Raw genomic sequence first — 24,662 nt, 5'->3', positions numbered from 1 at the left:
GGATGCACATCCGGCCGGGCCCCTCTGGGCGTACCGCTGCCGATCAGGCCAGGCGGGCCACGCCGTCGGCCTTGGCCGCCGCCGCGACCGCGGCCGCGACGGCCTCGGCGACGCGCGCGTCGAACGGCGACGGGATCACGTAGTCGGCGGCGAGCTCGTCACCCACGACACCGGCGATGGCGTCGGCGGCGGCGATCTTCATGCCCTCGGTGATCCGGCTGGCGCGGACCTTCAGGGCGCCCGCGAAGATGCCCGGGAACGCCAGCACGTTGTTGATCTGGTTCGGGAAGTCGCTGCGGCCCGTGGCCACGACCGCCGCGTACTTGTGCGCGACGTCCGGGTGGACCTCCGGGTTGGGGTTGGCCATGGCGAAGACGAAGGCGTTCTTCGCCATCGAGGCCACCGCCTCCTCCGGCACGGTGCCGCCGGAGACGCCGATGAACACGTCGGCGCCGTTCAGGGCGGCTTCCAGGGAGCCGGTCTGGCCGGTCCTGTTCGTCAGACCCGCGATCTCCGCCTTGACGTCCGTCAGGTCGGAGCGGTCCGCGGAGACGACGCCCTTGCGGTCGGTGACGCACACGTCGCCGATGCCCGCGTCCACGAGGATCTTGGCGATGGCGATGCCCGCCGCACCCGCGCCCGAGATCACGGCGCGCAGGTCGCCGAGCGTGCGCCCGGTCAGCTTCGCGGCGTTGCGCAGGGCGGCCAGGGTCACGATCGCCGTGCCGTGCTGGTCGTCGTGGAAGATCGGGATGTCCAGGGCTTCCTGGAGCCGGCGCTCGATCTCGAAGCAGCGGGGGGCGGAGATGTCCTCCAGGTTCACCCCGCCGAAGGACGGCGCCAGACGGATGACCGTCTCGACGATCTCGTCCGCGTCCTTGGTCGCGAGCGCGATCGGCACCGCGTCCACACCGCCGAACTGCTTGAACAGGATGGCCTTGCCCTCCATCACGGGGAGGGAGGCCTCGGGACCGATGTCACCGAGTCCGAGCACGGCCGTACCGTCGGTGACGACGGCGACCACGTTGGACTTCCAGGTGTACTCGTTCACCAGCTCGGGCTGCTCCGCGATGGCGCTGCAGACCTTCGCCACGCCCGGCGTGTACGCGAGGGACAGGTCGTCCTTGTTCTGGACCGGCACCGTGGCCTGGATGGCCATCTTGCCGCCCCGGTGCAGCGCGAACACCGCGTCCGGGTTGTTGTCCGTCGCGCTGTCGCTGCGAGGATTGACGATCTCCGCTGCCACTTTCTTGGCCCCTTAGGTCTTTGAATCGTTGAGGGTGACCACACCTGGTTAAGGGGTGGGCGGGCACCGCGTCCGTACTCCGCATCGACGGTTGGCCCGTCTCCGCGAAGGGGAGGTTCGTACGCGCGGGCGCGCCGCACGCGCGCCCTGAGCCCCGGATGAGGGGTGTAAGGATCCGTTGTACCCGAAGAACGCTCACCCAGACGAGTCGATTCCTGCTCGACTGTAGACCTCTTGTCCTGTTTTCGGCGAAAGGTCCAAAGGTCTCTGTCCAATGGACGAGACGGACCGCAAATACTCCGTCAAAAGGGCCAGGTCACAGCGGTTCCTTCGGTCGCGAACCCCCCATTCCGCAGTCCTGTTGGGTACGAGCGCCCACCCGTTATCCGATTTTGACCTGACGAACTGCCTGAATGCGTCAGTCCGAATGGCAAGATGCCGTAATCACACGAGGTCGCGACACTCGAAGGTGCGTGCTCGACCCGTTCTCGGATGCTCCACCAGCCTGCCGGAGGAACCAGCTCATGACCGCAAGCACCACCCGTCGTACGACCGCCGCCCGGTCCCGGATCGCCGCGGTCGGCGCGATCGCGGTCGCCGGCGCCCTGATCCTCACCGGTTGTGGCGACCAGACGGAGAAGGGCTCCTCCGCGACCCCCTCCGGCGGCACCTCGAAGGACAGCAGCGCCCCGCTCTTCTCGGCCCTGCCGAAGAAGATCCAGGACGCCGGTGTCATCAAGATCGGCACGGACTCCGCCTACGCCCCGATGGAATTCGTCGAGGGCGGAAAGATCGTCGGTGTCGACCCCGACATCGCCGAGGCGCTCGCCAAGCAGCTCGGCGTGAAGATGCAGTTCACCGCGGGCACCTTCGACGGCCTGATCACCTCGATCTACACCGGCCGCGAAGACGCGATCATGTCGTCGATCACCGACAACAAGCAGCGCCAGGAGGGTCTGGACGACAAGGGCCAGAAGATCGGCAAGGGGATCGACTTCGTCGACTACTTCTCCTCCGGCCTCTCGCTCCTCGTCAAGAAGGGCAACCCCGAGGGCATCAAGTCCCTGGACGACCTCTGCGGCAAGACCGTGGCCGTCCAGCGCGGCACCACGTACGAGGACGCTTTCAAGGCCCAGGCCGAGAAGTGCGGTGACAAGAAGCTCACCATCCAGGCCTTCGACACCGACGCCGAGGCGCAGACCCGCGTCAAGGCGGGCGGCGCCGTCGCCGACCTGAACGACTACCCGGTCGCCGCCTACACGGTGAAGACCTCCGGTGGCGGCAACGACTTCGAGATCGCCGGCCAGCAGAGCGGCGTCGGCCTCTTCGGCATCGGCGTGAGCAAGGAGAACACCCAGCTCCGCGACGCCCTCAAGCAGGCCCTCGACGCGGCGATCAAGGACGGCTCCTACGCCAAGGCGCTGGAGAAGTGGAACGTGCAGGACAGCGCCGTCAAGTCCGCGACGGTCAACGCAGGTCAGTAAGTCCCGCGAAGTCCCTCGCTCCACGCTCCACTGAAGGGCAGTCATTGTGACTGACAAGATCGAAAAGGGTCCGGCCGAGAACCCGCCGGCCGGACCCGGCGCCTCGGGCCTCCCGTACGAGGCCATCAAGGCAATCCCGGTGCGGCACTACGGCCGCTGGGTCAGCGGCGTGATCGTGGTCGCGCTGCTCGGCTGGCTCGTCTACGCGTTCGCCAACGGCAACGTCATCTGGGCGACGGTCCGCGACAAGCTGTTCGACCCGGCGGTCCTGAGCGGTCTCGGCAACACCGTGATCATCAGCGTCTCGGCCATGGCGCTGGGCCTCGTGCTCGGCATCGTCTTCGCCGTGATGCGCCTCTCGAAGAACCCGGTGACGGGCGCCGTCTCCTGGCTCTACATCTGGTTCTTCCGCGGTACCCCGGTGTACGTGCAGCTGCTGGTGTGGTTCAACCTGTCGCTGATCTTCCAGTACATCAACCTGGGGCCGATCTACAAGAACGAGACCGTCGACGTCATGACCCCGTTCATGGTCGCCCTCCTGGGCCTCGGCCTGAACGAGGGCGCGTACATGGCGGAGATCGTCCGGGCCGGCATCCAGTCGGTCGACGAGGGCCAGACCGAGGCCGCCCACGCGCTCGGCATGCCGCAGACGAAGACCATGCGCCGGATCGTGCTCCCGCAGGCGATGCGCGTGATCATCCCGCCGACCGGCAACGAGTTCATCAACATGCTGAAGACCTCCTCACTGGTCTCGGCGGTGCAGTACACGGAACTCCTGCGGGCTTCGTCGAACATCGGCAACACGGCCGGTGCCATCATGGAGATGCTGTTCGTGGCCTCCTTCTGGTACCTGGCCCTGACCAGTGTGTTCAGCGTCGGCCAGTACTACCTGGAGCGTCGCTTCGCCCGTGGTTCCACGCGGAACCTGCCGCCGACGCCGTTCCAGCGTCTGAAGGCCAACCTGAACATGTTCCGCCGTACGGAGGTCGCGCGATGACCGCTCAGCCGATGGTCAAGGCCGAGGGCGTCCACAAGTCGTACGGCGCCGCCCACATCCTGCGCGGCATCGACCTCGAAGTCGCCCCCCGCGAGGTCTTCTGCCTGGTCGGCCCGTCCGGCTCCGGCAAGTCGACCTTCCTGCGGTGCATCAACCACCTGGAGCGCATCAACTCCGGACGCCTCTCGGTGGACGGCCAGCTGGTCGGGTACCGGCAGAAGGGCGACAAGCTCTACGAGCTGAAGGACAGCGAGGTCGCGGCCCAGCGCCGCGAGATCGGCATGGTCTTCCAGCGCTTCAACCTCTTCCCGCACATGACGGCCATAGAGAACGTCATGGAAGCCCCCGTCATGGTCAAGGGCGAGAGCAAGGCCGTGGCGCGCGAGCGCGCGGTGCGCCTCCTGGACCGCGTGGGCCTGGGCGACAAGGGCGGGAACTACCCCTCCCAGCTCTCCGGTGGCCAGCAGCAGCGCGTGGCGATCGCCCGCGCGCTGGCCATGGAGCCGAAGCTGATGCTCTTCGACGAGCCCACCTCGGCCCTCGACCCCGAGCTCGTCGGCGACGTCCTCGACGTCATGCGGGACCTGGCCGAGTCGGGCATGACCATGATCGTGGTCACCCACGAGATGGGCTTCGCCCGCGAGGTCGGAGACAACCTCGTCTTCATGGACGGCGGCGTCGTCGTCGAGTCCGGCCACCCGCGCGAGGTGCTCGGCAACCCGCAGCACGACCGGACGAAGGCGTTCCTGTCCAAGGTGCTGTAAGCGCACGGTCGCGGTCGCGCCGAACGCGCGAGAGGGGCGGTACGGGAATCCCGTACCGCCCCTCTCGCACGCGCGGCGGGCGGCGGAAAGTTCTCACTTTCCTACAAGGGCACTACTTCAGGCCCAGGACCAGCGCGTCCGAGGGTGAGCGCCAGACCGTCCGGGCCTCCGAGAAGCCCGCCTCGCGCAGGGTCCGCAGGTGCCAGGCGTCGTCGGGGGTGTCCCCGTCGGCGTGCTCGCCGTAGATCTCGTACCGGCGCTTCGTCGGCTCGGCGAGCACCGGGTCGGCGGCCGCGAGCGCCCACCAGTCGGCCCAGTCCAGCGCGCCGCCCGCGCGGGCCCGGTCCATCCCGGTGTGCCGGTGGGCGCGCTCGGCGGCGTTGATGCGCGGGGTCGCCGGGTCGGGCATGTGGTCGGCGTTCATGAAGACCCCGCCCTCGCGCAGCAGCGGGGCGATCTGCCCGTAGACCACGGCGAGCTGCGGGGAGTGCAGCCAGTGCAGGGCGGTGGCCGTCAGGACCGCGTCGTACGTGTCGTACGGGAGCGCCGAGGCCCAGTCGGGATCCTTGAGGTCGGCCGTGACGAACGTGACGCGGTCGTCGCCGTCGAAGTGGCCCCGGGCGATGGTCAACAGCGCCGGGTCGAGATCGACGCCCGTACTGGTGGATTCCGGGAACCGCCTGAAGACGCGGTCCGTAATACTTCCCGTACCGCACGCCAGATCCAGCACCCGGGGGGTGGGTCCCACCAGTGCCTCGACCATGTCCAGCATCACCCGGAACCGCTCCTCGCGGTCGGGCATGTACCACTCCTGCTGCCGGTCCCAGCTCTCCTGCCAGGCCTGCCAGTCGGTCGTGGTCTGCGCCATCGCGCACCCTCCAGTCGTAATACCCTCGAAGAAGTCTCGGCCGTTACTTTCGAGACCCTAAACCGCAGCCGTAAGGACTACAAGTGGAACTGGCCCATTACTCGGACTATGCCGTGCGCTTGGTCAACACCGAGGAGCCGGCCCGCAACAAGGACTCGCTGACCTCGGTGGACGCCGTCCGGGGCCTCTTCGGAACCGGGGTCCAGGCCGCGCGCCGGGTCACCGACGGCGACGTCACCCGCTTCCGCAACGTCCGGGGCCGGCTGCGCGCCGTCTTCGAGGCCGCCGACGGCGGCGACCACGTGCTCGCCGTCGACCTGCTGAACTCCCTGCTCATGGAGTTCCCTGTCAGCCCCCAGGTCTCCGGTCACCAGTACCTCGACGGCGAGGGCCGCCCCGACTGGCACATCCACCTCGCCGACCACCCCTCGAACGCCTCCGCCGGCTACGCCGCGATCGCGTCGTTCGGCCTGGCCTTCCACCTCACCGAGCACGGCCCCGACCGCCTCGGCCTGTGCCAGGCCGCGCCCTGCCGCAACGCCTACCTCGACACCTCCACCAACCGCTCCCGGCGCTACTGCTCCGACCGCTGCGCCACCCGGGCCAACGTGGCCGCCTACCGGGCCCGCAAACGGCTGGAAGCCGAGGCGTCCGGCCACAGCGGCCGCAGCGCCGACACCGCCCAGGACAGCCGCGCTCTCAGCGAACTCTGATCCGCCGCGCGCGGCCGGAAGCGCAGCACCGCCGTCGCCAGCACCAGCTCCTCGGGCACCGTCCCGTAGTCGGTGCTGTCGCCGGTCTCGTTGTACGGGTTGTCCCCGAGCACCCACCAGCCGCCCGGCCGCCGCCCCACCGCCCGCTTGACCACCAGCAGGTCCTGCTGGAACGGGTGGCGCAGCACCACCACGTCACCCGGGCGCACGGCGGCCCCGTACCGCACCACCAGCCGGTCCCCGTGCAGCAGCGTCGGCACCATCGAGGGCCCCGCCACCTCCAGTACCTCGAACGCCATCCGCGAGTGCCTCCTCTGCGCCATGCCGGACCTCCTCGTCCGCTCTCGCCCCACTGCGCATGCTGCCGCAGCCTCCCGTACATTCGCTCACCGGTCCGGCCGCCACCCTGGACTTTTGTCCTAAGCCCACGGGGCCGCTCGCGAAATCCCCTGTGCCACGGAGTAATCTCCCCCTTGAGAAGACGATCACGAGGAGGACAAACTCCATGCTTTCCCGCCTCTTCGCCCCCAAGGCGAAGGTCTCCGCCCACTGCGATCTTCCGTGCGGCGTGTACGACCCTGCCCAGGCCCGCATCGAGGCCGAGTCCGTCAAGGCCGTCCAGGAGAAGTACCAGGCCAACGAGGACGCCGACTTCCGCGCGCGCGCCATCACCATCAAGGAGCAGCGCGCCGAGCTCGCCAAGCACCACGTCTCGGTGCTGTGGAGCGACTACTTCAAGCCCCCGCACTTCGAGAAGTACCCGCAGCTGCACACCCTGGTCAACGACACCCTGAAGGCCCTCTCGGCCGCCAAGGCGTCGAACGACCCGGCGACCGGCCAGAAGGCGCTCGAACTCATCGCCGAGATCGACCGCATCTTCTGGGAGACCAAGGCCGCCTGATCCAGGCCTTGCCCTTGCGCGGCGAAGGGGCCCGACCGTCACCGGTCGGGCCCCTTCGCCGTGCGTGCCTGCGCTGCCGGTGGAGCTAGTCCTCGTCCTCGTCCTCGTCGTCCAGGCGGGCCAGCCAGGTGGCCAGGCGTTCCACCGGGACCTCGAAGTCCGGGTTCAGGTCGACGAAGGTGCGGAGCTGCTCGGCGAGCCACTCGAAGGTGACCTCCTCCTCGCCGCGCCGCTTCTCCAGCTCCTCGATGCCGCGATCGGTGAAGTACAAGTCGGGCTCCGTGCCGTGATGAAGGTGTGCAGGGGGTGTTTCCCGCCAGGATAATCCGCATACCCGGCGAGACCTCCCCTCTTGCGGAACCCGGCGCTAGCCTGGACGGCCTCCACACCTGAGGGGGCAGGGGATGCCGGACGGGCGCACGGGCGGCACCGCGCGCGCCTTCGAGCTCCTCGAACCCCTCGTCCAGGCGGCCACCGTGCGCGTCCACGCGGCCCCGGACGGGTATGCACCTCATGGGACCGGTCCCACCTGGGGGAGCGGGTTCTTCATCGCCCCGGGCTGGGTGCTGACGTGCGCGCACGTCGTCGGTGAAGGGGGTGGTGCAGCGGTGCGTCTCGTGGGGCGTGAGCTCGGCATCACCTTCTCCTCCGGCGCCGACAGCGCCACCGGCACCGTCACCGGCCGCGTCGAATGCGTCCTGCCCGAGCGGCTGGAGGAGCGCCGCCCCGCCCGCCGCGCCCTGTGGGACCTGCCCGACCTGGCACTGGTCCGCATCCTCGCGCCGATCACGCACGCCTGCGTACGGCTGACCGACCGCGGCAGACCGCGCCTCGACGAGGTCGCCTACTTCGGCTGCACCGAGGACCTCGGCGCCCCCGAGATCACCGGCCGCACCACCCGGCTGCGCGGCACGGCCGCCGGCGGCGCCGCCCTGCGCCTCGGCGACGACGACGAGATCGAGCCCGGCATGTCCGGCGGCCCGGTCGTGGACCTGGCCCGCGGCGAGGTCGTCGGCGTGGTGAAGGCCCGCCGCAACCACGGCGGCGGCGGGCTCGCCGTGTCCGTCGTGCAGTTACGGACCCTGCCGCTCGCCGCGACCGGCCAGATCGGGCTCTACCGCCGCGTCATGCAGGCCCACGACCTCTACCACTACGACCAGCACCTCAGCGATCGGGGCAGCCGCCGCACCTGGACCGACGTCCACGGTGAACTCCCGGCGCGCGAGGACCCGTACGAGGGCCGCAGGCGGCTCACCGCCGCCGAACGCACCACCCTGTGCGGACTGCTCGCCGAACTGCCCCCGCCCCGCTCCTCCGAGGACGTACGGGCCCTGGTCGAGGCGGCCCGCGGCGAGGAGCCCGAACCCGGACTGCCCGCCCCGCTCAGCTGGCGCGACGGGCTCGGCATGCTGCACGACCCGCCGGGCGGCGCGGGCGAGGCCGCCGCGATGCTGCGGTACGCGACCGACGTCAGCGTCGCCGACCACCGCGAGCCCCCCGCCCCGGGCGCCGACGAGGAGCTGTGGGACTGGGTGCGGGCCACCGCCGAGCGGCTGTGGCGGCCCCTGCGGCGGGAGCTCGGCGAACGGCACGAACGGGGCCTCGCGCAGCGCGACCGGCGCCGCCGCGCCCGCGCCGACCGCCACCCCAACGGCCACACCCGGCCGCCCGGCACCCTGCCCCAGGGCCCGTCCGTACTGCTGGAGGCCTGGGCGCACGGCTGGGAGGACGTCTACGACTGGCGCGTCTCGGTGCTCTACGGGCCCGCCCACCCGGGCCGGGTCACCCCGGTGGCCTCGGGCGTACGGGCCACCCGCGCCGGTCTCGCCGAAGCGCTGCGGGCCCCGCTCGCCGAGGCCTTCCGGCGCTGCGACACCCACGAGGCGGCGGCCCTCCTCGAAGTCGCGGTGGCGCCCGAGCTGTTCGGGCTGCCCGTGGACACCTGGACGGTCGCCGGGCGCACCCCGCTCGGGGTTCAGCGGCCGGTCGTGTTCCGCTACCCGGCCGGGACCGGCGGCGCGATCCCGAACGACGACGCGGCCGACCACCGCCGGGCCGACCGCTGGACCCGCGTCCAGGCCGGCCCGCCCGCCGACGAGCGGGCCGACTGCGACCGCGGCCGCCCCAGGACGCCCGCGCCGGAATGGCTCGACGCGCTCCCGGACAACACCGTGCCCGTGCACTGCCGGGCCGCCGAAGCGGAGCCCACCCGCGGCTCCCTGTACGGGATCCGCGACGCCGGATACGGGGTGGCCGTCACCCGGCGGCCCCCGGACGACCCGGCGGCCGACTGCGCGCCGTTCCACCGCGGACTGCGCGAGGAGCTGACGGAGGCGGCGCGGGGAGCGCCGCTGCCGGTCCGGCTCCAGGCACTGCGGGCACGCGCGCACGGGGCCGACCCCGACGCGTACTGGGCGGACGGGATGGCCCTCGTATGGGACGACCCGGCCCGCGCGCTGCCCGAGGACGAGCCGCTGCAGGGCGACCTGTGACGGGCGGGAGGGGGAAGGAGCAGGCGTGAACGAGGAATGGCTCATCTACCGGGGGGTCGGCGAACCCCACGACGGGATCGAGGCCCTGCCCGATCCGCCGCCGTGGCGGGATTTCGACGGCGGCCCCGTCGGCGAGCCCGGCGGACCGGCGGACACGGCCGACGGCAACGTCACGCGGCGCCTCGGCGCGCACCGGCAGGCCGCCGAACTGCACCGGCCCGAGCCGGAGGAGCTGGAGGCCATCAACGCGGCCCTGTACCTGCGCAGGCCGCTGCTGGTGACCGGCTACCCCGGGACCGGGAAGTCCACCCTCGCGCACGCCGTCGCCCACGAGCTGAGACTCGGCCGGGTGCTGCGCTGGCCCGTGGTCTCGCGGACGGTGCTCCAGGAGGGGCTGTACCGCTACGACGCCATCGCCCGGCTCCAGGACGTGCAGATCGCCGCGAGCGGCGGCCTGTCGGGCGGCCCGCCGGGCGGCACGAGGGGCGCGGGACCCGGCGAGGGAACCGGCCCCGGCACGCCCCCCGGCCCCGGCACGCCCCCCGGCCCCGGCACGCCCCCCGGCCCCGGCCGGGCCCCCGGCATCGGCAAATACATCCGCCTGGGCCCCCTCGGGACGGCCCTGCTGCCCACCGAGCGCCCCCGCGTCCTGCTCATCGACGAGCTCGACAAGAGCGACATCGACCTGCCCAACGACCTCCTGAACGTCCTGGAGGAGGGCGAGTTCGCCCTCCCCGAGCTCGAACGCGTCGCCGACACCGAGCCCGAGGTCCAGGTGCTCACCGACGACGGGGCGAAGGTCACCGTCCGCGGCGGCCGCGTGCGCTGCCGGGCCTTCCCGTTCATCATCTTGACCAGCAACGGCGAACGGGACTTCCCCGCCGCCCTGCTGCGCCGCTGCATCCAGCTCAAACTCGGCCAGCCCGGCGAGAAACGGCTCGCCACCATGGTCCGCGCGCACCTCGGCGAGGAGGCCGCCCAGCTCGGGGCCGACCTGATCCGGGAGTTCCTCAGCCGCTCCCAGTCCGAACTCGTCGCCGCCGACCAGCTGCTGAACGCCATCTACCTCACCCACTACGCCGCTCCGCCCACCCGGGAGGACCTCGCCGACCTGCTCATCCAGCGCCTCGACCGCCCGAGGTGAGCGCCGGTGTACCCCGAGCCACCGCCCCGGACACACCTGACGGCCCTGCCGGCCGACGCGCCCCCCGGCCCGGCGCCCGTACCCGCCGCCCTGCGCGACCTCGCCGGGCTGCTGCGCGCCGCCGGGCTCGACCCCACCGCCGAGGAGCTCGCCGACGCGCTGTGGCTGGCCGGGCGGATCGGCCCGGCCGGCCCCGCCGGCCCCGAACGGGAGCGCCCCGCCCCGCCCCGGCGGACGCGGACCCCGGGCGGGGCGGCCCCGGCCGAGGAGGAGCCCGTAAGGCCCGAGCCCGATCCGGAGGATCCGGTCCGGCTCTACGCCTCCCGGGTCCTGGGGGCCGTCGCGGAGGAGGCGGCCGAGTTCCCGGGCGGCGCCGGAGTGCCCGTACGGGTCCCCGGCGCGGCCGCGCTGCCCCGGATCCTGGAGATCCAGCGGGCCCTGCGCGCCCTCCAGCGGCACCGCCCGCCCGGCCCGCCCACCCGCCTGGTCCTCGACGAGCCCGCCACCGCCGAGGCCAGCGCCCGCGCCTTCGGGCTGGTCATCCCCGTACTGCGGCCCGAGAGCCGGCGCGAGGCGACCGTGCGGCTCGTCATGGACGCCTCCCCGTCGATGGCCGTCTGGCACGACATGTTCGAGGAACTGCGCTCCGTCTGCGAGCGGCTCGGCGCCTTCCGCGACGTACAGGTGCACTACCTGCACCGGCTCGGCGACGGCCGCGCCGCCGTCGGGCGCGGAGCCGGCCCCGGCACCCGGCTGCGCTCCGGGGACCAGCTGCGCGACCCCACCGGCCGGGCGCTGACCATGGTCGTCTCCGACTGCGCCGGCCCGCTCTGGCGCGAGGGCGAGGCCCAGCGGCTGCTGCACCGCTGGGCCGAGTGCACCCCCTGCGTCGTCGTCCAGCCGCTGCCGCAGCGGCTGTGGAGCCGCAGCTGGCTGCCGACCGAGCGGGGCGTGCTCACCCGCGCCGAGGGCGGCTCCGGGAAGCTGAGGTTCCGCCCCGACCGGCCGGCCCGCCCCGGCCGGCACACCGGCGGGCTCGGCGTCCCCGTCCTGCCGCCCAGCGCCATCGCCCTCGGCTCCTGGGCCCGCCTCGTCGCCGGGCTGGGCACCGGGCCCGTCCCCGCCGAAGTGGGCCGCGTCCTCGCCGACCACCCGGCCGCGCCCCTGCCGCCGCCGCGCGCCGTGCGCCCGCCGCGCGAGCTGGTGCGCCGCTTCCGGGCCTCCGCCTCGCCGAGCGCCGTCCAGCTCGCCGTGTACTTGTCGGCCGCGCCGCTGACCCTGCCCGTGATGGCCCTCGTACAGCGCACGATGCTGCCCGACTCGGAGCCCTCGGACCTGGCGGAGGTGCTGCTCAGCGGGCTGCTGCGGCGCGGCCGGGCCGCCGGGCAGTGGTACGAGTTCGTGCCCGGGGTCCAGGACGTGCTGCTGGGGCCGCTCGGCCGGGACGAGGCCGCGCTGGTGCTCAAGCACTGCTCCGAGTACGTGCTCGCGCACTTCGGGCGGGGCGTGCGCAACTTCCCCGCGCTGGCCGTCTCACAGCTCACCGGCGCCCCGGTCGCCGAGGAGGGCGCGCAGGAGCGGGTCCCGGCCGGACCGCTCCCGCAGGCCTTCGCCGAGGTCTCGGCCCGCGTCGTACGCCGCTACCTGCCCGGACCGCCCGCCGAGGACCCCGGCGTCCCCGAGCCCGTCGCGGCGCCGCCAGGGCGGGCCTGGGCGGTGAGCACGGCACGCGACCGGCTCGACGCCCACGACCGTCAGGGGGGCGACGGAGGCCCGCGCGGGCTGTACGAGGCCGTCGCCGTACTGCGCCGGGCCGTCGCGGCGCCCGCCGGACCGGGGGACGTGCCCGGCGAGGCGGAGTGCGAGCTGGCCACCGTCCTGCTGCGGCTGTGGGCGGGCCAGCGGGACCCCGAACTGCTGGCGGAGGCCGAGCGGGCGGTCGAGGGACTCGCGGCCCCGCCCGCCCGGGCCGTACTCGGCCGGATCCTGTACGAACGGGCCCTGGCCGCCGCCGAGCCGGACCCCGAGCTGCTGGCCGCGGCGGAACGGGAGTTCGCGGCCGTCGGCGGCGACCCCGACCCCGGGCTGGACCCGCGGCTGCGCCTGGACTGCGTGGTGCGGCGGGCGCAGACCCTGGTCCGCATCGGCGAGCTCCGCGAGGACACGGGCGCGCTGCGCGAGGCGCGCTCCGCACTGGAGGCGGTGACCGGAGCCCCCGCCTTCGACCCGGCGGTGCGGCCCGCCCTCGGCCGGGTCCTGCTCGCCCTGCTGCCCCGCACCCCCGACCCGGCGGAGCGCACGGCGCTGGCCGGGCAGGCCGCCGAGCACCTGGCGGCCGGGCTGGCCGCCGCACAGGCCGCCGCGCAGGCCCCGGAGTCCCCGGGGCCGGCGGCCGCCCGCGTACGGGTGGAGCTGGCCACGGCCCTGCGGTACCTGCCGGGGCGGCTGGAGGAGGCGGCCGGGCAGCTCGGCCTGGCCCTGGCCGAGGCCGCCGGCGACGCGGAGCTGCGGCTGGCCGCCCTGGTGTGCCTGGCGCGGGTGCACCGGGCGCGCTCCGCCCGGGACGCGGACCCCGCGGCGCTGGAGGACGCGGCCGAGGCCTACGGCCGGGCCCGCCGGCTGATCCCGCGCGACGCGGAGGCGTACGGGGAGCTGCTGCCCGAGTGGGGAGACGTACTGCTGGACCGGGCGCGGGCCGCGGACGGGCGCCGGTTCACCTCGGCGGCCGTACGGGTGCTGCGCGACAGCCGGGCGGCGGTCCCGCAGTCCGACCCGCGCTCGGCGCAGCGGCTGGTGCGGCTGGCGGAGGGGCTGCGGTTGCGGCACGCGTACGAGGGGGACGTGGTGGACCTGCGGGAGGCGGAGTACCTGCTGGAGCTGGCCGTCCGGCAGAGCCGCAGCCCCCTGGAGCAGGCCCGTGCCTGGCGCGAGCACGGCGACGTCCAGCAGGAGATCCACGCGCACACGCGGGCGCCGGACCGGCTCGACCGGGCGGCGGACTCCTACCGGCGGGCCTGGCGCAGCGCGCTGGCCGCGGACCGGGAGGAGCGGCGCGACGTGGCGGTGGAACTGGGGGCGAGGGTCCAGGAGCTGAGGGGGGAGGTGCTGGAACGGCTGGCGCGGCCCCGGGCGGCGCTCGACGCGTACCGCTCGGCGCTGGAGCTGTGGACCCGGCTGGGGGATCCGGCCGCCGACCGGCGGGAGGCCCTGGGATCCCGGGTCCGCACCCTGGAGGCGGGGCTGTGAGCCCGGCCGCCGGGTAAGGGACCATCGGACATCGCGACTCAACGGGGGGACGGGCGGCCCATGGTGACTCGGCAGCAGGAAGCGGAAACGGCGGGCTCCGTCTGCCCGGGGCGGTTACCGGACCTCTCGGGGTTCGATCTGGCCGCACTGCGCGGGATCGACCACCCCGTGCTGGCCCGGGTCATCGAGGGCATGGTGGAGCGGGTCACGCACCCCGCCGAGATCCTCAACGCCTTCGACTCCGGAGTGGCCTGAGGGCGCGGGCGCGGGGCGGGAGCGGCGGCCCCCTCACGCACCGCAGCGCCAAGGCCACGCAGCGCACTCACAGTTGTCCCGTTTCCGCCGTTAGCGGGCGCCGTCCGCCGGGCAGGGATGGACCGTCCGCGGCGCGGGAGGTACAGGCGATGAGGCAGACCGACACGAGCGACGCCGTGCTGCCCTCCTTGCGGAACCACCTGGTCCACGCCCCGTGGCCGTACGCCCGGCTCGACGTGCCCGCGCTCCGTGCGGCGGGCCACCGGCCCCACCCGGTACGGCAGTTCGTGCTCAAGACCCGCAGCCGCTGCAACCTCGCCTGCACCTACTGCTACGTGTACGAGATGGCCGACCAGGGCTGGCGCGGACAGCCCGCCGCCATGTCCCCGGCCACCACCGCCCGCACCGCCGCCCGCATCGCCGAGCATGCCGCCGCACACGACCTCACCCGCGTCGACCTGGTCCTGCACGGCGGCGAACCCCTGCTCACCGCCCCCGCCGAACTGGCCGCTCCCGTCGACGCCGTACGGGCGGCCCTCGCCCGGACCGCGCCGCGGACCCGGGTCACCGCCACCGTCCAGACCAACGGCACCCTGCTCACCCGCGGCCGGCTCGGCGCGCTCGCCGCCGCCGGGATACGGATCGGCGTGAGCCTCGACGGCGGGCTGCCCGCCCACAACGCGCGCCGGGTGGACCGCAGCGGCCGCCCCGGGTTCGGGGCCGCCGCGCGGGGGCTGCGCCTGCTCGCCCGGCACCCCGACAGCTACGCCGGGGTGCTCTGCGTCGTCGACCTGGCCCAGGACCCGGTGGAGACGTACGAGTCCCTGCTCGCCTTCGCCCCGCCGGTGATCGGGCTGCTGCTCCCGCTCGCCAACTGGAACACCCCGCCGCCCGGCCACGACCCGCCCCGCACCCCGTACGCCGACTGGCTCGTCGCCGTCTTCGAACGCTGGTGGAACGACGCGGCGCTGCGGACCCGGATCCGGATCTTCGAGGAGATCATCGCCCTGCTGCTCGGACTGCCCGCCGCCACCGAGACCCTCGGCCTCGCCCCCGCCGCCACCGCCGTGATCGAGACGGACGGGGGCGTCGAGCAGGCCGACTCGCTCAAATCCGCCTACGAGGGCGCCGCCGCCACCGGGATGACGGTGGAGAGCCACGGTTTCGACGCCTTCCTCGACCACCCCGGGCTCGCCGCCCGGCAGCTGGGCCGGGAGGCGCTGGCCGAAGGCTGCCGGACCTGTGAACTCGTCGAGGTCTGCGGCGGCGGCCACTACCCGCACCGCTACCGCGCCGGCGCGGGCTTCCGGCAGCCCTCCGTGTACTGCGCCGACCTCCAGGTCCTCATCCGCCACATCGCGGCCGCCCTCCAGCGGGCCGCGAACGAGCGGGCCACGGACCAGGCCGCGAACCGGGCCGTGCCGGGCAGGGCGCCGTTACGGGCGGCCGCCTCATGACCGACTCCCTGACCGGATTCACCGTCACCTCGGCCACCCTGGGCGCCCTCGCCTCCACCGAACCCTCCGCGGACGGCAGCCGCCTGGTCCGCGACATCCGCCGCTCCAAGCGGCTCGTCCTGCTGCGCGGTGTCCTCGACGCCGCCCCCGGCGGCCGGGGCGGCGAGGCCGCCGACCACTGGGCCCTGCTGGAGGAGGCCGAACGGCACGACCCCGAGGCCGTCCGCGACGTACTGCACTACCCGGCCACCGGGGTCTGGGCCGAGGAGACCCTGCGCCGGCTGCACGCCCCGTACGGGCCCCCCGCCGACCTCGGCCACCTCGGGGCCCTCGCCGTCGCCGCGGCCCTGCGCTCCGGGATCACCTTCAAAGCCACGCTCCGGCCGGTCCACGGCCGCCTCGTCCTGCCCACCCTCGGACTGCTGCGCCCCGCCCGGCCCGGCCCGCTCGCCCTCACCGAGGGCTGCTGGGACCCCGACGACCCCGCGGCCCTCCTCCTGCACGCCCTGCCCGGCGGCCGTACCGCCCTCGACGACCTCGACCCGTACCGGGCCCCCGGACCCGCCCACCCCGGGCCCGTCCGCCCCGCCCGCCGGCTCACCCCCAAGGGCCACAAGCGCTGGGACACCCAGTGGTCCGGGGCGCTCACCCTGCTCGACCGCTACGACACCGCCCGCGCCGAGGAGATCGGCCTGCTGCTGCGCTCCGTGGTCCCGCTGGGCGGCGGCTCCCGCTCCAGCGGCGCCACCCTGCCCGCGGCCGCCGGGGCCGTGCTCGCCCGTACGCAGGCCCCGCCGGCGCTCGCCGCCACCCTCGTCCACGAGGTACAGCACGGCAAGCTCACCGCCCTCGCCGACGTCCTGACCCTGCACACCGCCGACCGCACCCCCCGGCACTGGGCCCCCTGGCGCAGCGACCCCCGCCCGTTGGAGGGGCTCCTGCACGGCGCGTACGCCCACCTGGCCCTGGCCGGGTACTGGCAGCGCGCCGCCCTCTACGGCGCGCGCGGCGCCTGGGCCCAGCACGCCCGGATCCGCGCCCAGGTCGCAGCCGTCCTCCCCGCGCTGCACGGGCATCCCCAAATGACCCCGGCCGGGCGGGAATTCACGGAAGCCATGGCCGTCGCCGAGCGGTCCATGGACGACCTGCCGCCGCCCGGCGACCAGCACGCCGTGGCCCGCCGCGCCGTCGACCGCGAGCGCCGCGCCTGGTGCGCGCTCCACCCCGAACTCGCCCCGTTCGCAGAGGGCTGACGGGCCGTCCGCTGCGGTACCTTTTCAAACCCGTCCACCGCCCGGATGCCAGGGAGACGGCCGCATGACCACCGGACTTCGGCAGGACCGAGACCGCGACCCCGCCGCGCAGCCGCAGCGCTTCGTCATCAGCTTCGCCGGGTTCAACCGGCCCTGGGCCGTGTGGATCGCCCACCGCCTGGAGGAGCACGGCCACCGCGTCGCCCTCGCGCGCTGGGACCCGCAGTCCACCCCCGGCCTGGCCCCGGCCCTCGACGACCTCGCCCGCAGCGGCAGCCGGGTCCTGCTCATCCTCAGCGAGCGCTACTTCTCCGCCGCGGCCCACACCGACGAGGAGTGGAACACCGCCCTGCGCGCGGTCACCGACGCCCACCCCGACCGGTTCGCGGCCGTCTGCCTCACCGACGCGCCGCTGCCCAGCGCCGCGGCCGTACTGGAGAAGACCGACCTGTGGGGCCTGGACGCGTACGAGGCCGAGTACCGGGTGCTGCGCCGGCTCGAACTGCCCACCGACCGGATCGGCGCCGAGACCGGCCGCCGCGGCCCCCGCTTCCCCAACGACCCGCCCGAGATCTGGGGCCGCGTCCCGCGCCGCAACCCGCGCTTCACCGGCCGCAACGACGTCATCGGCCGACTGCGCGCCGCCCTCGCCGAGGCCCCGACCGGCGCCTCCACCGTCACCCTGCTCGGGCTGTCGGGGGTGGGCAAGACGCAGGTCGCCACCGAGTACGCGTACCGCTTCGCCTCCGAGTACGACGTGGTGTGGTGGGTCCCCGCCGAGGACCGGCCCACCCTGCGCGAGCGCCTCGCCGACCTCGCGCCGGAGATGGGCCTGCCGCGCGGCGCCGGCAGCTACGGCGAGCAGATCCGGTCCGTCCTGGAGGCGCTGCGCCGCGGTTCCCCGTACAGCCGCTGGCTGATGGTCTTCGACGGCTGCGACAACCCCGACGACCTCACCGACCTGCTGCCCTCGGGCGCGGGCGACGTGATCATCACCTCCCGCAACCGCGAATGGGCCTCGCGGCACACCAGCCTCCTCGAAGTCCCGCTGTACGCGCGGCCCGAGTCGATCACCTTCATCCGCCGCCGGGCCCGCCGGCTCACCGGCGAGGAGGCCGACCAGCTCGCCGAGGCCCTGGAGGACTACCCGCTCGCCCTCGACCAGACCGCCGGCTGGCTCGCCGACTCCCCGCTGACGGTCGGCGACTACCTGGCGCTGCTCCAGCGCAGACTGGATTCCCGGGAGGCCGTCACCGTCTCCGACGACTACCCGGTGCCCTTCCCCACCGCCCTCGCGATACTGCTGAACAACGTCCGGGAGAACTTCCCCGACGCGCTCTCCCTGCTGCGGCTGTTCGTGTTCTTCGCGCCCGGGCCGGTGCCGCTGCGGCTGCTGCGCGAGTTCCCCGCCGCAGACGTGCCCGAGCAGCTCGCCGGGCTGATCAACGACCAGATCCGGTGGAACGCCGCCCTCAACAAGCTCGTGCAGTTCTCCGTGGTCCGCCTCGAATACTCCGACCTGTCGGTGGAGGAGGGCGGCGGCGGGCTGGAGACCGTGCAGCTGCACCGCATGGTGCACGGGATCGTCCGCGAGAACCTCTCCGAGGAGGAGGCCGAGCCGCTCTCGCGCGCCGTACGGCAGGTACTCGCCGCCGCCGACCCCGGCCGCCCCTCCGACTCCCGGCTGTGGCCCCGGTACGCCGAGCTGATCCCGCACCTGGAGAGCTCCGGCGTACTGGCCAGCAGCAACCCGCGGATCCAGACCTTCCTGCTGCACTGCCTGCGCTACCTGATCCTCGCCGGGGAGTACCGCACCTGCCTGCGGCTCGCCGAACAGACCGACTCCGCGTGGCGCGCCATGCTCGGCGACGACCACGACCAGGTCCGCGAGCTGAGCTACCACTACGGCGGCGCCCTGCGGATGCTCGGGCACTTCAAGCGCGCCGAGACCCTCGCCAGATCGGTCGCCGACCGGCTGCTGGCCGAGCGGGGCGACCGGGACCTGGAAACCCTGCGCGCCACCAGCACGTACGCCGGGGTGCTGCTCGGCACCGCCAAGTTCGACCAGGCGCGCGAGCTGCTGGAGCACGCCTTCGCGCGCTACCAAGAGCTGCTGGGCGAGGACGACTCCACGACGCTGAACGCCGAGAACAACGTCGCCGTCGCACTGCGCCTGCTCGGCCGCTACCAGGAGGCGTACGACACCGACCTCGACACCCTGCGCCGGCGCGAGCGGGTGCTGCGCGTACGGCACATCGCGACCCTGTCCTCGGGCATCGGCTGCGCGATGGGACTGCGCCTGATGGGCCGCTACCGCGAAGCCCTCGCCCGCCAGGAACAGGGGCTCAAGCTCAACACCCAGGTCCTCGGGCTCAACCACCCCCAGACCCTGCGCGCCGAACACAACCTCGGCATGTGCCTGCGCCGCTCCGGCGACATCCCCGGCGCCGGGGCCCGGCTGCGCAGCGTCCTGGAACGCTCGACGCGGGTCTTCGGCGCGGAGTTCCCCTGGACCCTGATGGTCGCCTCGGACTACGCCACGTACCTGCGGGAGTACGGGGACATCGGCGAGGCCCGCCGGATCTCGGAGGAGGTCGTACGGGGCTACCAGACGCAGCTGGGGCTCGCCCACCCGTACAGCATCGGCACGGTCGGCAACCTCGGCCTGGTACTGCGGGCCCAGGGCGAACGGGTCGAGGCCCTCAACCTGTCGGAGCAGGCCCTGGTCGGCATGCGCGGCGCCGTCGGGGACGTCCACCCGTGGACCCTGGGCTGCGCCCTGAACGCCACCGGCCACCGCAACATCACGGGGCACTTCGAGGACGCGGTGTCCCTGAGCCGCGAAACCCTCCGCGGCTGCGAGCAGGTCCTGGGCCCGGACCACCCGATGACCCTGAGCGCCCAGATCGCCCTGGCCGCCGACCTCCGCTCGGCCCGCGAGGACGCGGAGGCGGGCAAACACGAGGAGGCGGGCCTGAAGGCCCTGACCCGCACCCTGGGCCCCCAACACGTCCACACGGTCTCGGCCCGCCAGCAGAACCGGCCGTACTGGGACTTCGAGCCGCAGCCGTAGGCGGGGGCGGACGCGGTGCGCCCGCCCGCCGACCGGTCCCGGGGCGGCACCGACCACGAGACCGGCGGCGGTGGTGGGGACTCTCAGCCGTCGTCGTCCGACCCACGTCCCCCGACGGTCACTTGAGCATGATGCTGGCGCCGAAGATGTTGCCGACCTCCGCGCATTCCTTGACGTTGGCCCGGCTGAAATAGGGGGTGCTGGCGGTACCGGTCAGTCCCTTCGCGGTCGAAGTGCAGTACCAGTTGCCCGCCCCCTTGTACTCCACCTTGTAAACCTCGCTCTTTCCCGCCGCTATGTTTCCCGAGCACTTCGTCGCGACGTCCGTGTGGACGCAGATGTTCGCGATGGTCGCCGAGAAGTTGCTGAGGCGGAAGGCGGCGACCGGTGCCGCCTGGCTCGCGGGGGCGGTCACGATCATTGCGGCGCCGACGGCTGCCACCATCCCGGCGACCGTTGCCAGCCGGGTGCTCCGCTTGACGGTTCGAGACATGTTTTCCTCCAGTTGTAGTGATGGTGTGAGGGGACGGGCCTGAGAACACGTGAGGCACGTCGGGTCGGGTGGACCTCTGGCGAGTCGTCGCATTGACCTGCAATCCAGCCGGAGTTGCCGGATCTCAGACCCCGCACCGGTGCTGCTCGGCCTGCTGCGCGAGCTCGCTGCGCTCCCGGCGGGCGGCGTCCGCCTCCTCGCGCACCGTGTCGAGCCGCTCCTCCAGCCGGGCGACGCGCTCGCGGTAGCGCTCCAGCTCGGCCCGTACGAACGCCACGTCCGCGACCTGCTGCGCGGCCTCCTGGCGGATCTGGTCCGCCTCCACCTCGAACCGGTGCTTGGCCACGTCCAGTTGGGCAACGGCCATGTCCGCGGCCTCCTCCGCCAGCGCGGTGCGCTGCTCGGCGTCCAGGCTCCGCTGGGCCGCGGCCTGCGTCACGGCCCGGATGCGCTCCTCGGCGGCGGCCGAGTCCGTGATGAGGGCCAGTTCCTCGATGTAGCCCGGCAGGTCCGCCGACAGCCGGGAGAGGAGCGCCACGAGGTCGGCACGGGGGCCGGACCCTTCCGCACCCGCCGTCGTCGGTTCGACGGCAAGGGCGTCCGCGGCGGCCGCCGTCCCGGCCGCCTTCCTGTCCTCGGCCGCCTGACGCTTCTCGTCCTTGCGCTGCTGCCGCTTGGCCCGGAACGTGCGGAACGCGCCCAGCGCGTTGTGGTCGGGGTGAGCGCAGTACCGGGGCTCGGGGTTGCCGGGCGTCGGCGCTTCGGGGTGGTGGGTGCACTCCGGGTAGGCGCAGAGGGGAAGCGTCTCGACCGTCATTGTTCCGCCTTCTCACGAAATTTCGGGCTTCCCTGGGATCGAACCGGTATCAGCTGCGGCTCGCGCCGACCGGTCGCACTCGGGGATGTACGAACACGCTAGAGGCAGAAGGGGAGTTGTGAGCGACCCGCAAGGGGCGCGTCACGAATCGGTAAGATCATCAACGCCCCGGGACACCCGGTCGTGAGGCCGGTGCTTCGCTGGCGGGGCTTCGCTCACGGGGTCTTAACCGCCGGGCGGTGGTTCCGTGGGCGGGTACACCCTCACCCCGCATCAGGGAGGGCTTGGGGGTTTCCCGTCAGTCCCATCGTCCTTCCGGCGCGGGCCGGCCCGTCAAGGGCGCTCCCTGCGGTCGCGTCGCTCCGCGATGGCCTACGGCCACCCTTGACCGCCCGCCCCACCCCGGAAAGACAAGGACTGCCGGGAACCCCCCAAAGGACGGCACGGGTCAGAGCGCAAGGAGCGGGCAGATCAGGGATCGGCGGCCCGCTCCAGGGGGCGGCACCCACCCAAGCCGCACCACCAGCCGCACCCCGACCCGGGCGGCGGACCTTCCTGCACGAAACAGCGCCCAGCAGCCCATCAGGAGCCCGGTGACGCGTCAGATCGCTACGCGCTCCTCATCGCCGGCGTCCGACGCCCGTCCGGGGCTGAGCGCCCAAAGGGTGTGTCCATTCGACCGCCGTCAGGCTGGACGGCAGGCCTCGCAGGTATGGCTGTCGATCGCTGCCCCAGCGCATGGGCCGCCGCACGTGCCGCCGGATCCGAGCCGGTGGCCAGCGCGCCCACGATGCTCCTGCCGGTGAGCACGGCGCAGTGAGCCGCCAGCTGCACCTCGATCTGCGGAGGATTGTCATGTTCGAGGATCGCTCGCAGCAGCTCGATCACTGCGGCCCGGCTGTTGACCGAGTCGGCCGTGGCGAGATCCCACAGGAACGGAACAGCCGCGACGGTCGCATCGAAGACCGCCAGCTCACCGAGCCACAAGCCCAAGTCGCTCAACGCATCGACGCCCGTTCGCGCATCGCCCCACGCCACTCGCGAGAGCCGGCCCGGCACGTAGACCGAGAAGGGGATTTCGCCATGTGCCGGTACCGTTCAGATGTCGAGTCTGAACGGGAGCCAGCATGCACTCTCTATCGAACGACCACACCGGCGCGCGCATGAAACGCCTGCGTCTCGAACGCCACCTCACCCAGCAGGCGGTATCGGACCTCTCCCAGGTTCCGTACAGCACGTACACCAAGACCGAACAGGGCGTCATTCCGGCCAGCCCGCACCTGATCGCCGCCGTTGCCCGCGCTCTTCGGGTGTCTGTCGACACGATCACCGGGCAGCCGTATGCCACCGAACTGCGTGCTGACGAACTGGACATCCTGATCCGGCCGATTCGCCAGGCCCTCGATGTGTACGACCTCGGCGCCGACCCGGACATCAGTCCGCGAGCCCACCCGCTCCTCAACGATGATGCCGAGGCACTCCTCGTCGCGGTCCGAGCCGGGGAGATCAAGCAGACTGCCAGCCGGCTCCCCGGTCTCATCCAAGAGGCCACCACGGCAGCCCACGCGCTGCCCGGTCGGGAACGGTGGCTGCTGCTGGCCAGCCTGTACCGCACCTCATACGACGTCGCCAGCAAGCTCGGCTACTACGACCTCGCCGCGCTGGCCCTGGCCCGTATGGACTGGGCGGCGGAGCGGGCATCCGACGCCGTCTTCGGCGGCATGTACCGGTACATGCGTGCGCTCACCTACCTCAGGGACGGCGAGTACCGCACCGGCGAGCGACTGGTAGACCTCGGACTGCGGACCCTGGCGCAGGCGGACCCGTCACGGGAACGGGAGGTCGTGACGGGGCAGCTGCACCTCGGCGCGGCGGTGATGGCCGGCCGGTCGAAGGACGGCGGTCGGGCCGAGGGGCACCTCTCCGAAGCTGAGCGGATCGCAGCCGGCACGGGGGAGGCGGTCAGCACGTACTGGCTGGCGTTCGGGCCGACGAACGTTGCCGTGCACAGGGTGAGCGTGCTTGCCGAGCTCGACGAGTACGGTCAGGCCGCGCAAGCGGGCCGGACCGTGACGATCCCGTCCGACTGGCCCAAGTCCCGTAGATCGCACCACTACGCGGAGCTGGCCCGAGCGCAGATGTGGACTGGCGACCTCGACGCCTCGTTCCACAACCTGCTCAGGGCGAGGAAGTCCGCACCGCAGCAGGCTCGATATCACCAGACCGTCCGTGAGACGTACGCAGGTTTGGAAGCAGCCCGCCGGCAACTCCCCGATTCCTTCCTGTCGTACGGCTCCTGGCTCGGCGCGTAACGCTGCGTGAACCATCGGCCCCGGCTATCAATATGTCGTGATAGTCGGGGCCTTGTCCTGCTCCCACACTCGTCTCACCACCGGCAGACGAGGCAGGGAGTGAGACCCCGTGATGCATGAAGCAGTACCCCGTTCTTTCGAGGACCTCCCTCACGAGCTGCTCCGCAAGCGGGTGCGCGACATCGCGTCCGGTGTCGAGGGCGTGCTCATGGCGGTGGTCCGGGAGGACGTTTCCGATACTCCGGTCCGTGAGCGCTGGGTGCAGTTGGCCTACGTGCGGGGGCCGTCCGGGCGGGAGATTTCCACGGCCGTGGCCAACATCGAGGCCGTGTAATGGAGGTGGCCGATCTGTTCCCGCGGCTGCCGGTCCCTCCGGAGACCTGCGCCGAGTGCGCCGCCCACGTCGTGGCCCGCTTCCAGGCCCATGTGGACCGTGACCGCTCGCGCGTCAGCGACATGAACGTCCTGATCATGCGCCACCACCCCGAACTCCGCGCCCGATCCACGACCGGCCCGTGACGGGCTGATTGACGCCAGGTCACCTCAGCCGCCCGGCGATCCGAGGCGGCCTATGTCCAGCCCAGGACGGGCGTCGGACGCCGTTGGTGGGGAGCTCGTGGCGATCTGACGCGTCACGGGGCCCCTGATGGGCTGCTGGGCGCTGTTTCGTGCAGGAAGGTCCGCCGCCCGGGTGGGGGTGCGGCTGGTGGTGCGGCTCGCCCGGCTGCCGCCCCCCCCCCCCCGGGGACCCGGCAGATGCTCCCTGATCCGCCCGCTCATGGCGTTCTGCCCCGTGCCGTTCTTTTGGGGGGTTCCCGGCAGTCTTCGTATGTCCGGGCCGGGGCGCTCTGTCCAGGGTGGCCGGAGGCCATCGCGCAGCGACGCGACCGCAGGGAGCGCCCTTGACGGGGCGGCTCGGCCCGGAGAGACGATGGGACTGACGGGAAACCCCCAAGCCCTCCCTGATGCGGGGTACGGGGATGCCGCCCACGGAGCCACCGCCTTCGCGGGCCGACCCCGCCCAAGGGGATGCCGCCGCTAGCGAAGCACCGTAGGCAGCCGGAACGCCCGTAGGCAGCCGGAACGCCCGTCGGCAGCCGGAACGCCCGTAGACGCCGGAAGGCCCGGCGCCCCCCATCGGGGTGCC

At 73.0% G+C, this 24,662-nt stretch carries 22 protein-coding genes; 15 read left to right on the top strand and 7 right to left on the bottom strand.

Features of this window, described 5'->3' with window-relative positions; genetic code table 11:
• Window positions 1-43: 43 nt before the first annotated feature.
• Complete coding sequence (locus AB0M92_RS00265) at window positions 44-1,234, bottom strand: NADP-dependent malic enzyme (RefSeq protein ID WP_366100314.1); 1,191 nt, start codon at window positions 1,232-1,234, stop codon at window positions 44-46.
• A gap of 536 nt (window positions 1,235-1,770) precedes the next feature.
• Here AB0M92_RS00265 and AB0M92_RS00260 point away from each other — a divergent pair.
• The 3 genes from AB0M92_RS00260 to AB0M92_RS00250 are packed head-to-tail and all read left to right on the top strand — an operon-like array spanning window position 1,771 to window position 4,491.
• On the top strand, window positions 1,771-2,730 hold the full coding sequence (locus tag AB0M92_RS00260) for an ABC transporter substrate-binding protein (RefSeq protein ID WP_366099856.1): 960 nt from the start codon (window positions 1,771-1,773) through the stop codon (window positions 2,728-2,730).
• A gap of 46 nt (window positions 2,731-2,776) precedes the next feature.
• Window positions 2,777-3,727: an amino acid ABC transporter permease gene (locus AB0M92_RS00255; RefSeq protein ID WP_366099855.1), complete on the top strand. Its 951-nt coding sequence runs from the start codon at window positions 2,777-2,779 to the stop codon at window positions 3,725-3,727.
• A complete protein-coding gene (locus tag AB0M92_RS00250; protein WP_359167780.1) occupies window positions 3,724-4,491 on the top strand; it encodes an amino acid ABC transporter ATP-binding protein in 768 nt (255 codons plus the stop codon). The genes AB0M92_RS00255 and AB0M92_RS00250 overlap by 4 nt, the downstream gene beginning before the upstream one ends.
• Before the next feature lie 112 nt (window positions 4,492-4,603).
• On the opposite strand, the gene AB0M92_RS00245 is transcribed toward AB0M92_RS00250, so the two are convergent.
• Window positions 4,604-5,359 carry a class I SAM-dependent methyltransferase gene (locus AB0M92_RS00245; protein ID WP_366099852.1) on the bottom strand — a complete coding sequence of 252 codons (756 nt, stop codon included), beginning with the start codon at window positions 5,357-5,359 and terminating at the stop codon, window positions 4,604-4,606.
• A gap of 83 nt (window positions 5,360-5,442) precedes the next feature.
• Here AB0M92_RS00245 and AB0M92_RS00240 point away from each other — a divergent pair, with 83 nt between their 5' ends.
• Complete coding sequence (locus AB0M92_RS00240; RefSeq protein WP_366099851.1) at window positions 5,443-6,072, top strand: CGNR zinc finger domain-containing protein; 630 nt, start codon at window positions 5,443-5,445, stop codon at window positions 6,070-6,072.
• Here the strand turns inward: AB0M92_RS00240 and sodX are convergent.
• Window positions 5,976-6,395, bottom strand: a complete 420-nt coding sequence (gene sodX / locus AB0M92_RS00235) for a nickel-type superoxide dismutase maturation protease (protein ID WP_366099850.1) — start codon at window positions 6,393-6,395, stop codon at window positions 5,976-5,978. The genes AB0M92_RS00240 and sodX overlap by 97 nt on opposite strands.
• Before the next feature lie 182 nt (window positions 6,396-6,577).
• Here sodX and sodN point away from each other — a divergent pair, with 182 nt between their 5' ends.
• Window positions 6,578-6,973 (top strand): superoxide dismutase, Ni, encoded by a 396-nt coding sequence (gene sodN, locus AB0M92_RS00230; protein WP_008741558.1) that lies wholly within the window; start codon window positions 6,578-6,580, stop codon window positions 6,971-6,973.
• 85 nt (window positions 6,974-7,058) lie between these two features.
• Here sodN and AB0M92_RS00225 read toward each other — a convergent pair whose 3' ends face one another.
• The gene (locus tag AB0M92_RS00225) at window positions 7,059-7,244 is read right to left on the bottom strand and encodes a DUF6104 family protein (protein WP_064729792.1); all 186 of its coding nucleotides are present in this window, start codon (window positions 7,242-7,244) and stop codon (window positions 7,059-7,061) included.
• Window positions 7,245-7,377: 133 nt separating this feature from the next.
• On the opposite strand from AB0M92_RS00225, the gene AB0M92_RS00220 reads away from it, so the two are divergent.
• The 7 genes from AB0M92_RS00220 (at window position 7,378) to fxsT (ending at window position 19,893) form a co-directional block, all read left to right on the top strand.
• Window positions 7,378-9,465: a trypsin-like peptidase domain-containing protein gene (locus tag AB0M92_RS00220; RefSeq protein ID WP_366099849.1), complete on the top strand. Its 2,088-nt coding sequence runs from the start codon at window positions 7,378-7,380 to the stop codon at window positions 9,463-9,465.
• A gap of 25 nt (window positions 9,466-9,490) precedes the next feature.
• Complete coding sequence (locus tag AB0M92_RS00215) at window positions 9,491-10,609, top strand: AAA family ATPase (RefSeq protein WP_366099848.1); 1,119 nt, start codon at window positions 9,491-9,493, stop codon at window positions 10,607-10,609.
• 6 nt (window positions 10,610-10,615) lie between these two features.
• Window positions 10,616-13,855: an SAV_2336 N-terminal domain-related protein gene (locus AB0M92_RS00210; protein ID WP_366099847.1), complete on the top strand. Its 3,240-nt coding sequence runs from the start codon at window positions 10,616-10,618 to the stop codon at window positions 13,853-13,855.
• A 60-nt stretch (window positions 13,856-13,915) separates the two neighbouring features.
• Entirely contained in the window at window positions 13,916-14,110 is a 195-nt protein-coding gene (gene fxsA, locus AB0M92_RS00205; protein ID WP_366099846.1) for an FxSxx-COOH cyclophane-containing RiPP peptide, read from the top strand.
• Window positions 14,111-14,259: 149 nt separating this feature from the next.
• Window positions 14,260-15,567 (top strand): FxsB family cyclophane-forming radical SAM/SPASM peptide maturase, encoded by a 1,308-nt coding sequence (locus AB0M92_RS00200; protein ID WP_366099845.1) that lies wholly within the window; start codon window positions 14,260-14,262, stop codon window positions 15,565-15,567.
• Entirely contained in the window at window positions 15,564-16,820 is a 1,257-nt protein-coding gene (locus AB0M92_RS00195; protein ID WP_366099844.1) for an HEXXH motif domain-containing protein, read from the top strand. The genes AB0M92_RS00200 and AB0M92_RS00195 overlap by 4 nt, the downstream gene beginning before the upstream one ends.
• Before the next feature lie 64 nt (window positions 16,821-16,884).
• Window positions 16,885-19,893 carry an FxSxx-COOH system tetratricopeptide repeat protein gene (gene fxsT / locus AB0M92_RS00190; protein ID WP_366099843.1) on the top strand — a complete coding sequence of 1,003 codons (3,009 nt, stop codon included), beginning with the start codon at window positions 16,885-16,887 and terminating at the stop codon, window positions 19,891-19,893.
• 118 nt (window positions 19,894-20,011) lie between these two features.
• Here the strand turns inward: fxsT and AB0M92_RS00185 are convergent, their stop codons facing one another.
• The 3 genes from AB0M92_RS00185 to AB0M92_RS00175 form a co-directional block, all read right to left on the bottom strand.
• A complete protein-coding gene (locus tag AB0M92_RS00185; protein ID WP_366099842.1) occupies window positions 20,012-20,386 on the bottom strand; it encodes a hypothetical protein in 375 nt (124 codons plus the stop codon).
• A 124-nt stretch (window positions 20,387-20,510) separates the two neighbouring features.
• The gene (locus AB0M92_RS00180; RefSeq protein ID WP_366099841.1) at window positions 20,511-21,203 is read right to left on the bottom strand and encodes a hypothetical protein; all 693 of its coding nucleotides are present in this window, start codon (window positions 21,201-21,203) and stop codon (window positions 20,511-20,513) included.
• A gap of 609 nt (window positions 21,204-21,812) precedes the next feature.
• Window positions 21,813-22,241 carry a hypothetical protein gene (locus AB0M92_RS00175; protein WP_366099840.1) on the bottom strand — a complete coding sequence of 143 codons (429 nt, stop codon included), beginning with the start codon at window positions 22,239-22,241 and terminating at the stop codon, window positions 21,813-21,815.
• An 89-nt stretch (window positions 22,242-22,330) separates the two neighbouring features.
• Here AB0M92_RS00175 and AB0M92_RS00170 point away from each other — a divergent pair, with 89 nt between their 5' ends.
• The 3 genes from AB0M92_RS00170 (at window position 22,331) to AB0M92_RS00160 (ending at window position 24,034) form a co-directional block, all read left to right on the top strand.
• Entirely contained in the window at window positions 22,331-23,515 is a 1,185-nt protein-coding gene (locus tag AB0M92_RS00170; protein ID WP_366099838.1) for a helix-turn-helix transcriptional regulator, read from the top strand.
• Window positions 23,516-23,627: 112 nt separating this feature from the next.
• Window positions 23,628-23,849 (top strand): hypothetical protein, encoded by a 222-nt coding sequence (locus tag AB0M92_RS00165; RefSeq protein ID WP_366099837.1) that lies wholly within the window; start codon window positions 23,628-23,630, stop codon window positions 23,847-23,849.
• Window positions 23,849-24,034 carry a hypothetical protein gene (locus AB0M92_RS00160; RefSeq protein WP_366099836.1) on the top strand — a complete coding sequence of 62 codons (186 nt, stop codon included), beginning with the start codon at window positions 23,849-23,851 and terminating at the stop codon, window positions 24,032-24,034. Before AB0M92_RS00165 ends, AB0M92_RS00160 begins: the two co-directional genes overlap by 1 nt.
• Window positions 24,035-24,662: the final 628 nt, after the last annotated feature.

It is taken from the genome of Streptomyces sp. NPDC051582 (genome assembly GCF_040681715.1).
GTDB lineage: Bacteria > Actinomycetota > Actinomycetes > Streptomycetales > Streptomycetaceae > Streptomyces.
Note: the sequence above shows the minus strand (reverse complement) of the source record. Positions and strands in the feature narration are given on the sequence as shown.